The organism is Alkalicoccobacillus porphyridii, from assembly GCF_007293315.1.
In the GTDB taxonomy this organism is placed as follows: domain Bacteria; phylum Bacillota; class Bacilli; order Bacillales; family Bacillaceae_D; genus Alkalicoccobacillus; species Alkalicoccobacillus porphyridii.
This window is the reverse complement of sequence record NZ_VLXZ01000198.1, coordinates 1-275: the sequence shown is the minus strand read 5'-3', so window position 1 is coordinate 275 and position 275 is coordinate 1. Positions and strand designations below refer to the sequence as shown.

At 56.0% G+C, this 275-nt stretch carries 1 pseudogene; it reads right to left on the bottom strand.

Features of this window, described 5'->3' with window-relative positions:
* Positions 1 to 43 precede the first annotated feature (43 nt).
* Positions 44 to 275 (bottom strand): annotated as a pseudogene (hycF, locus tag FN960_RS24015) (formate hydrogenlyase subunit HycF); the annotation flags it as partial.

The following is a 275-nucleotide window of genomic DNA, read 5'->3' as shown; positions in this document are numbered from 1 at the left end:
ACCGGAATGCCGTTGGCGTCACGGGGGCCTAATAAATTGCTCATCAGATGGCCTCTTTCATATGGCGAGTCAGTTCAATACGGTCGGACGGCACCAGGCATTTCTGGCGCTTACATTCCGGGCAAGTCTCAAAGCTTTCGCGGTGGTTTTCCGCGCGGCTGTCGCCGTTGTGCTTAAGCAGCGCAATGGCGTAGTCGATCTCTTTCTGAACGGCGAAAGGACGATTGCAGACGCGGCAGTTACACAGCGCGAAGCGGGACTGTTGCAGGAAGTCT